7 protein-coding genes are annotated in these 8,115 nt (G+C 66.3%); 6 read left to right on the top strand and 1 reads right to left on the bottom strand.

Translation table 11 applies throughout. The annotated features are described in order from the left end of the window. Positions 1 to 63: 63 nt before the first annotated feature. The gene (locus ACYPYD_RS09425; RefSeq protein WP_036525234.1) at positions 64 to 819 is read right to left on the bottom strand and encodes an SDR family NAD(P)-dependent oxidoreductase; all 756 of its coding nucleotides are present in this window, start codon (positions 817 to 819) and stop codon (positions 64 to 66) included. Positions 820 to 1,101: 282 nt separating this feature from the next. Between ACYPYD_RS09425 and ACYPYD_RS09420 the strand changes: the two genes are divergently transcribed. The 6 genes from ACYPYD_RS09420 to ACYPYD_RS09395 all read left to right on the top strand — a co-directional run. Further along, positions 1,102 to 2,217 (top strand): alkane 1-monooxygenase, encoded by a 1,116-nt coding sequence (locus ACYPYD_RS09420; RefSeq protein WP_036525232.1) that lies wholly within the window; start codon positions 1,102 to 1,104, stop codon positions 2,215 to 2,217. 69 nt (positions 2,218 to 2,286) lie between these two features. After that, positions 2,287 to 4,653 carry a TonB-dependent receptor gene (locus ACYPYD_RS09415; protein WP_051586790.1) on the top strand — a complete coding sequence of 789 codons (2,367 nt, stop codon included), beginning with the start codon at positions 2,287 to 2,289 and terminating at the stop codon, positions 4,651 to 4,653. A 12-nt stretch (positions 4,654 to 4,665) separates the two neighbouring features. Then, positions 4,666 to 5,631 carry a DUF7064 domain-containing protein gene (locus tag ACYPYD_RS09410; protein ID WP_036525231.1) on the top strand — a complete coding sequence of 322 codons (966 nt, stop codon included), beginning with the start codon at positions 4,666 to 4,668 and terminating at the stop codon, positions 5,629 to 5,631. Next, complete coding sequence (locus ACYPYD_RS09405; protein ID WP_459662904.1) at positions 5,628 to 6,134, top strand: hypothetical protein; 507 nt, start codon at positions 5,628 to 5,630, stop codon at positions 6,132 to 6,134. The genes ACYPYD_RS09410 and ACYPYD_RS09405 overlap by 4 nt, the downstream gene beginning before the upstream one ends. Next, positions 6,131 to 7,261 (top strand): phosphotransferase family protein, encoded by a 1,131-nt coding sequence (locus tag ACYPYD_RS09400; protein WP_051586789.1) that lies wholly within the window; start codon positions 6,131 to 6,133, stop codon positions 7,259 to 7,261. The genes ACYPYD_RS09405 and ACYPYD_RS09400 overlap by 4 nt, the downstream gene beginning before the upstream one ends. A 94-nt stretch (positions 7,262 to 7,355) precedes the next feature. Next, a partial coding sequence (locus tag ACYPYD_RS09395) for a tyrosine-protein phosphatase (protein ID WP_459662903.1) occupies positions 7,356 to 8,115 on the top strand: 760 nt, incomplete at its 3' end.

Raw genomic sequence — 8,115 nt, 5'->3', positions numbered from 1 at the left:
GGGTGCCATAGCCATATCTGAAGTGCCTCCCCGTGCGTGCGTAACGCGCGGGGAGGCACTGCGTCACTGGGTCATGAAGATGCCGCCGTCGACGGCGATGTTCTGGCCGTTGATATAGCCGCCGTCCGGACCGGAAAGCCACAGCGCGGCGCCGGCGATGTCGCCCGGTTGCTGCGGCCGGGCGATCGTGCGCATCGAGGCGGCGGTGCCTTCGAAGGCGGCGTGCTGGTCGGCGTTGGCGACTGCGTTGTCCGAGTGGGTGTAGCCCGGCGAGATCGAGTTCACCAGGATCCCGCTCTGCGTCGCGCCGAGTTCGCGCGCCATCGCGCGCGTCATCGCGCCAAGCGCACCCTTGGATGCGACATAGTGCAGCATGAAGGGGATGCCGAGGTTGGCGATGACCGAGGCGATGTTGATGATCCTGCCGCCGCCGGCGGCACGCATCGCGGGCAGCACCGCGCGGGCGCAGAGCCAGGGGCCCATGACGTTGACGTCCATGATGCGGCGCCAGGCGTCGACCTCGATCGCTTCCATCGGGGTGTAATTGAGGCCGGTGAAGATGCCTGCATTGTTGACGAGAATGTCGATGCCGCCGAACCGGTCGGTCACCGCCCGTGCCATCGATTCGGTGCTGGCCTTGTCGGCGACGTCGGTGGCGACGCCGAAGGCATTGGCGCCCAGCGCGGCGGCGGCGTCCTCGGCGCCCTTGATGTCGGCGATCGCGACTTGCGCGCCTTCGGCCAGGAATCGCTCGACGATGGCGCGGCCGATGCCGGTCGCGCCGCCCGTGACGATGGCGGTCTTTCCTTTGAGTATCATGCAGTTCTCTCCCTTGTCGTCCCTGTGGGACGTATCGGCCCTGCGCCTTGCCGGGGAATCGATCCCGCAAGGCGCCGCGCGGCGCAGTCTGGACTGCGTATAAATTTTACGCAATATTGATAAATCAGTTGACGGTCATCATCTGTAATGTAATACATTCCACTACAGCGACGCCGATGGCCCACAGGGGAAATGTCCCCGTGCCGAAACCCGGCATGCTCCGCGTAAGAAATACCAGACACAAAATATAAAAATAAATCCTATGAAATGTAGGAGAGGAACATGTCCAGTATTCGCTACTATGTAGCGGCGCTCGTCCAGCTATGTACATATGTCGGATTCGCGTTGGGAGGATATTGGGTCTGGACGGGCATTGCGTCCCTGCCGGCCCTTGCTCTATTAGACAGCATTCTGCCGGACGATCTTTCCGCGCGCCGGATGAAGCGCGGTTTCGCCGCCGATCTGCCGGTGTGGCTGGCGACATTCCTGGCTCCGGGGCTCTACGTAGCCGCCGCCTTCTGGGTGGTCCGCGCACCCGATGCCACCGCGGGTCAGTACATCGGTGTCATTCTTTCACTCGGCTGGCTTTCGGTGGTGCCGCTGGTGCCGTCCAGCCACGAGCTTTACCACCAGCGCGGCAAGCTGCGACGTTTCGTCGGCCGCTATGCGCAAGTCTGCTACCTCGACTGCACGCGCGAGATCGCGCATGTCGTGGGGCACCATATCCATGTCGCGACCGTGAAGGACGGCGATACCGCGCCGCGCGGCACATCGCTTTACGGCTTCACCGTGCGCGCCGTGCTTTCCAGCACGATCGAGGCGCTGACGACCGAGAGCGACGGCCTTGCCGCACAGGGCAAGGGGCGCTGGTCGATCGGCCACCGGCTCTACAAGGCGCTGCTGGCGCAGGCGATCTTCCAGGCGATCCTCTTCGCGGTCGGCGGGTGGCGCGCCAATGCGGTGGCGCTGGCGGGCATGATTGTCGCGCGCTTCTGGATCGAGAGCTTCAACTACTTCCAGCACTACGGCCTCGTCCGGCTGGAGGAAGGCCCGATCGCGCGGCGCCATGTGTGGAACCACTTGCGCCCGCTCTCGCGCCTGATCGGCTTCGAGATCACCAACCATGCCGATCACCACACCAACAGCTTCGCCGCCTATCACGAACTGGTGCCGGACCGTCAGTGGATCCGCATGCCGAGCGTGTTCGTGTGCTTCTTCTCGGCCCTGATCCCGCCCCTGTGGCACAATCTCATCATCAAGCCCGCGCTGCGCCGCTGGGACAACGAACTGGCCAGCCCCGAAGAACGCGAACTGGCCCGCGAACAGAACCGCCGCGCCGGCTGGCCCGACTGGTTCGAACCGAGCGCCGACCGCAGCGGCCCCGCGCTCACCGCCTAATCCTCCCCCCGAAGATGCTTTTGAAGACCAAGTAAAAATAAAACCAGAACAAAGTATTGGGAGAACATCATGAACAGAGCATTCGCGTGCAACGGGCGTTTCGCCCGGCTTCTTCTTGCGTCCAGCGCCCTTGCGCCGATGCCGGGCTGGGCGCAAACAGCCGGATCTCAGGCTGCCGAGCCGCAGGCCACGGAAACCGCGCCGCCGACGTCTTCCGGCATCGCCGAGATCATCGTGACGGCGCAGAAGCGCTCGCAGTCGATCAACGAAGTGCCGCTGTCTATCACCGCGGCCTCGGGCGAGCAGCTTCTTCAGGCGGGGATTTCCAGCACCGCCGACCTCGCCAAGATCGTGCCGGGCCTGACCGCGCAGCCGTCGCCGTTCAACACCCCGATCTACACCTTGCGCGGCATCGGCTTCGTCGAGTTCTCGCTCGCCACGCCGCCGACCGTGGCGGTCTATACCGACGAAGTGCCGCTGCCGTTCAGCGCCATGACCAAGGCCGCCGCGCTCGACGTGGCGCGGGTCGAGGTGCTCAAGGGCCCGCAGGGCACGCTGTTCGGCCAGAACACCACCGGCGGCGCGATCAACTTCGTGGCCGCCAAGCCGACGCAGGATTTCCAGGCGGGCGCCGATCTCAGCTATTCGCGCTTCGACACGATCGATGCGCAGGGCTTCGTCAGCGGGCCGATCACGCCCAACCTGCTGGCGCGCTTCTCGGCCCGCGCCATCCGCAGCGGGCCGTGGCAGAAGAGCAGCAGCACCGGTGATGAACTGGGCAACCGGCGCGAGACGCAGGCCCGCCTGCTGCTCGACTGGCAGCCGACCGATACGCTGAAGGTGGCGCTCAACGTCAACGGCTGGCTCGACAAGTCGGACTCGCAGGCGCCGCAGCGCACCGAGACTTTCATCAGCGCGCCCGGCAATCCCAACGAGGCGCCGATCCGCGCCCTGCCGCCGCAGCCGCTGACCTCGCGCTCGGCCGACTGGACCACCGACCTGTTCCCGCTCAAGCACGACGACCGCTTCGTGCAGGCGAGCCTGCGCGTCGATTACGACCTGAGCGATACGGTCACGCTCACCTCGATCTCGGCCTACAATCACTATCGGACCGAGTCCTTCCAGGACTACGACGCCACACCGCTGCAGATCGCCGACATCCTGACCGACGGCAAGGTCACCTCGCTGTCGCAGGAACTGCGCCTGACCGGCACGAGTGCGGGGCTGCGCTGGATCGTCGGCGCCAATTACCAGCGCGACAAGACGCGCGATCACGCGACCTATTACGCCACCGATGCGACGACGCACTACGTCGGGCCGATGGAAGGCGGCAACGTCTCTCCGGTCAACGATTCCCTCATCAAGACGGCGGCGCTTTTCGCCAATGTCGAGTACGAGGTGATCCCGAACCTGACGGTGCAGGCGGGCCTGCGCTATACCGACAGCCGCCGCGACAACGCCAGCTGCGCGCTCGTCGGGCCGGGGCCGGGCGGCAACGAGAGCTTCGCGCCGATCTTCGAATTCCTGCAGACGCTGATCCGCCCGGGCCAGCCGGTGGTGCCGATCGCCGAGGGGCAGTGCTATTCGCTGACCGCCGAGGGCTTTCCGCTCATCACCCCGCTCAAGGCCAAGCTGAACGAGGACAACCTGTCGTGGCGGGCGGGCGTCAATTACAAGACCGGCAATCGCGGGCTGATCTATGCCACCGTCAGCCGGGGCTACAAGGCGGGCAGCTTCCCCACCGTCGCGCCCGCCACCGCCAAGGAACTGGCGCCGGTCGCGCAGGAATCGATCACCGCATACGAAGTGGGCTTCAAGCAGCCGCTGTTCGACCATGCGGTGCAGCTGAACGGCGCGGTGTTCTACTATGATTACAAGGACAAGCAGCTGCGCGGGCGTATTCTCGACCAGATCTTCGGGCCGCTCGATGCGCTGGTGCAGGTGCCCAAGTCGCGGGTGAAGGGCGCCGAACTCGAAGTGGTGATCCAGCCGGCGGACGGCCTGCACCTGAACGTGGCGGGTACCTATCTCGATACCGAGATCACGCGGTTCACCGGCTTCAACCAGTCGGGCGAGCTGGCGGACTTTTCGGGCGCGCGCTTCCCGTTCTCGCCCAAGTGGTCGGTGGTGGCGGATGCGGGGTATGATTTCCCGCTCACGCCATCGATGCAGGGCTTCGTCGGGGCCTCGGCGAACTACAACAGCCGCACCACCGCGAGCATCGGCGACATCCCGCAGCTGGCGATCCGGGCCTATACGCTGGTCGACCTGCGCGCCGGTGTTCATGCGCCGGACGACAGCTGGCGCTTCTCGGTCTGGGGCCGCAACGTCTTCAACAAGTACTACTGGACCAGCGCGTTCCAGACCCAGGACGTCTACGTCCGCTACACCGGCCGCCCCGCGACCTACGGCGCCACCTTCAGCTACCGTTTTTAAGGAGAGCAACGCATGATTACCGATGCGGACACCCGCCTGCACCTTCCCGACGTCAGCCGCGCCGACTGGGCCGAGACCGGATACTTCAACTTCTACATTCCCGAAGCCAACATCTTCGGCTTCATCTACATCGTCCACCGCGCCGGAGTGGGCGCGACGGTGAGCGACATCGAGATCATCGACCGCGCAGGGTTCAGCGCTGACGATGCGGTCTACATCGACCTCATCAACCACAACCCGCTGGTGGACAGGGCCGAGGATTTCCGGCTGGAAACCGGCCTGTCGTTCAAGGCCACCTCGATCCGCGACTACGTGCTCGACTACGATGCGGGCGGCGTGAAGCTGCACATCGAAGCCAGTGCGCTGATGGAGCCTTACGACATCCATGACCCCGCAATGGACCCGATGGCCGTCGCGGACGCGGCGGCGGCGGTGGCGAACTCGGGCTTCGGGACGGCCTATTCGGCGCACTTCGACATGACGGTGCGGATGAAGGGCTCGCTCTCGCTGGGCGGGCGGACCCATGCGATCGACTGCGTCTCGACCATGGACCACAGCTGGGGGCCGCGTCCCGAGAACGGCTTCCATCCGATCCTGTGGGCCAATGCCCATTTCGACGATGGGCTGGCGCTCCACGGCATCTTCTCGGTCGATCGCACCGCGCCGGTGGGGCAGCAGCACGTCTTCAAGCACGGCTATGCGCTGGTGGGCGGCGAAGTGCGCGGGGCCAAGGCGGGCTCGGTCCGCACGCACCGCCCGGGGCTGTTCCCCACGACGATGGAAATGACCATCGTCGATCGCGACGACCGCGAGCATACCGTCTCCGGCTCGGTGCTGGTCCATCACCCCTGGGTGCCTTACGGCAACAACCTCTCGCCGATCACGATGGCGCGCTGGCACCGCAGCGACGGCGCGATCGGCGTGGGCACGTATCTGGAGGGCTTCCCGCTCAACCGCCTGCGCAGCGATCTGGCATGACGCCTGACATCGACCTCAGGATCGCCTCGATGGTGCGCGCCATGGAGGACGTGGTGCGCCCGGCGATCGATCCGCTCAACAGCCTTGCCGCAGAGCAGGCGGCGCTGATCGTCGGGCATCTGCGGCTGCTGGCGATCCAGTGGAACAAGGCGGAAAGCTATGCGCGCACCTGCCTTGCCGATCTCGAGGCGACGCTGGAGGGCCTTGCCCCCTCCGGCGGCCCGGCCACCCGCGCCGCCGCTGCCGAGCTGGCCGAGGCGCGCGTGGCGGATGGTCCGGCGGAAGCGCACTACAAGGCGTTGATGCGCGCGACCGACAGCCTCGTGCGCGCCGCCGCGCGCGATGGCGAACCCGCCTTCCGCGAGGCGCTGCACCGCGGCGTCCTCGCCTTCAGCACGCGGCAGTCGCTGCGCGATCGTTCGTGGTTCGCCGCCAGCGGTTTCGATCTCAACCCCGCCGAACTGCACAGCATCGCGGACCTGACCATGGAGACCGCCCGGTGATCCTGACCGCCGAAACCACCGATACCTGCGTGGCCATCGAACCTCGCATCTTCGCCATCCTCGAGGAGAAGAAGGCCCGCCGCCTCACCGGTCCCTATATCCCGCGCAGCATCGCGCAAGTCACCGCCTCGCTCGAAAGCCTGTATGGCCCCGGCAGCATCTCGGGCCTGCGGCGCATGGCGGGCGGGGCTTCCAAGGAGCAGTTCGTGTTCGACCACGGCGGCGAGCGCCTCGTCCTGCGCATGGACCCGCTGGAGGGCCTCATCGAGACATGCCGCCGCCGCGAGGATCAGGTGCTGCGTGCGATGCATGGCGTCGTGCCGGTGCCCGAGGTGCGCCATGCCGATATCGACGGCGCCACCTTCGGCCTGCCCGCGCTGGTCACGACGTTCGTGCCCGGCGTCGCCAAGCCACCGCAGGCCGCCGCGTCGGTTTCGGGTCTGCGCACCGACTTCGACGCGCACTGGATCGCGCTGCTGGCACCCGCCTTCATCGACAACCTCGTGTGCATCCACGGCTTCGACTATCGCGCCGCCGCCCTGCCGGACTTCGCGATGCCAGGCGGTGCCCCGCACGAAATGGCGCTTCGGCAGGTCAACTGGTGGGCCAAGGTCTGGGCCGACGACGTCGTCGATGCCTTCCCGATCATGGCGCTGGCCGAATGCTGGCTGCGCGAGAACCTGCCCGCCTGCACCGACCCGGTGCTGGTCCACGGAGACTACCGCACCGGCAATTACCTGTTCGACCCTGCGGGCGGCGCAGTCACCGCGATCCTCGACTGGGAATTGGCGCACGTCGGCGACTTCCACGAGGATCTGGCGTGGAACCTCCAGCCGATCTTCGCCAACCGCGGCGCCGATGGCGAGACGATGATATCGGGCCTGTTCCGGCGCGACGAATTCCTGTCCTCCTACGAGAAGGCCTCGGGCCGCACCGTCGATCCGGCCGCGCTGTTCTTCTACGACGTGCTCGCCGCGTGGAAATGCGCGGTGATCGATCTCTCCAGCTGCCTTACCGCAGCGCGCGACGGCAACAACCATCAGGACGCGCTGCTCAGTTGGCTGGCGACCTCCGCCCATGTGGTGCTGAGCCACCTGACCGCACTGCTGGAGAAGGGGCGGCACTGACAGGGAATCGTAAATCCATGTACCATTTCGTTGACCCCGAGGCGCCGAAGCTGCCAGAAGGCCCCTCGAAATCCAGCAACGGGATTCTTGCGTGATGACATCGAACAGCCAGCCGGCCACTGGCACCCCCCCGGTTCTTCAGGGCGCGTTTCCGGCGGGCTCGCCCGTCCACAACCTGCGTGACTTCGGCGGTTATGCCACCGCCTCTGGCGCCCGGCTCAAGCCCGGGCGCCTGCTGCGTTCGGGCCAGCTCGAAGCGGCGGGGGCGGGGTTCGAGGGCATCCTGTCCGCGCTCGGCGTGGCAACGATCATCGACTTGCGCGCCGGTTCGGAGTGCACGCTCGAAAGGGGCGGGGCCTTCGACGGCTATGCCGGCGCGATCCGCCGGGCGACCGCCCATGACGAGACGATCCCCCACGCCGTCGCCGCATTCCTGAAGATGACGACGATCGAGGAAGTGGTCGCGCACATGACGCGGATCTACCGCATCCTGCCCGACAGTCCGCGCTTTCGCGAATCCATGGGCCATCTGGTGACCGCGCTGGACCAGGACGACGGCGCCACCCTGATCCACTGTTTCGCCGGAAAGGACCGCACCGGGCTGGCGGTCGCGCTGGTGCAAATCGCGCTCGGTGTCCACCGCGACGACGTGTTCCACGACTACCTGCTGACCAACGCCATGGGACCGGAGCGCATCGAGTCCGGGCTCGACGCGCTGCTCGGCAAGGATCGTGCTCGCGGTTCGCAATGGGTGCTGGAAGAAGCCATGTCGGTGCGGCCGGAGTATCTGGAAGCCGGCCTCGCCAAGATCGGCGAGATCAGCGCAAGCCCCGCAGCCTACCTTGAGGCGATGG

It is taken from the genome of Novosphingobium sp. 11B (assembly GCF_054589055.1).
The sequence above is the reverse complement of the archived record's forward strand: the minus strand, read 5'-3'. Positions and strand labels throughout refer to the sequence as shown.

What these genes read in the sequence shown, in the direction of transcription:
- ACYPYD_RS09405 (WP_459662904.1), top strand. Translation starts at nt 5,628, where the DNA reads ATGACGCCTGACATCGACCTCAGGATCGCCTCGATGGTGCGCGCCATG.
- ACYPYD_RS09410 (WP_036525231.1), top strand. Translation starts at nt 4,666, where the DNA reads ATGATTACCGATGCGGACACCCGCCTGCACCTTCCCGACGTCAGCCGC.
- ACYPYD_RS09415 (WP_051586790.1), top strand. Translation starts at nt 2,287, where the DNA reads ATGAACAGAGCATTCGCGTGCAACGGGCGTTTCGCCCGGCTTCTTCTT.
- ACYPYD_RS09425 (WP_036525234.1), bottom strand. Translation starts at nt 819, where the DNA reads ATGATACTCAAAGGAAAGACCGCCATCGTCACGGGCGGCGCGACCGGC.
- ACYPYD_RS09420 (WP_036525232.1), top strand. Translation starts at nt 1,102, where the DNA reads ATGTCCAGTATTCGCTACTATGTAGCGGCGCTCGTCCAGCTATGTACA.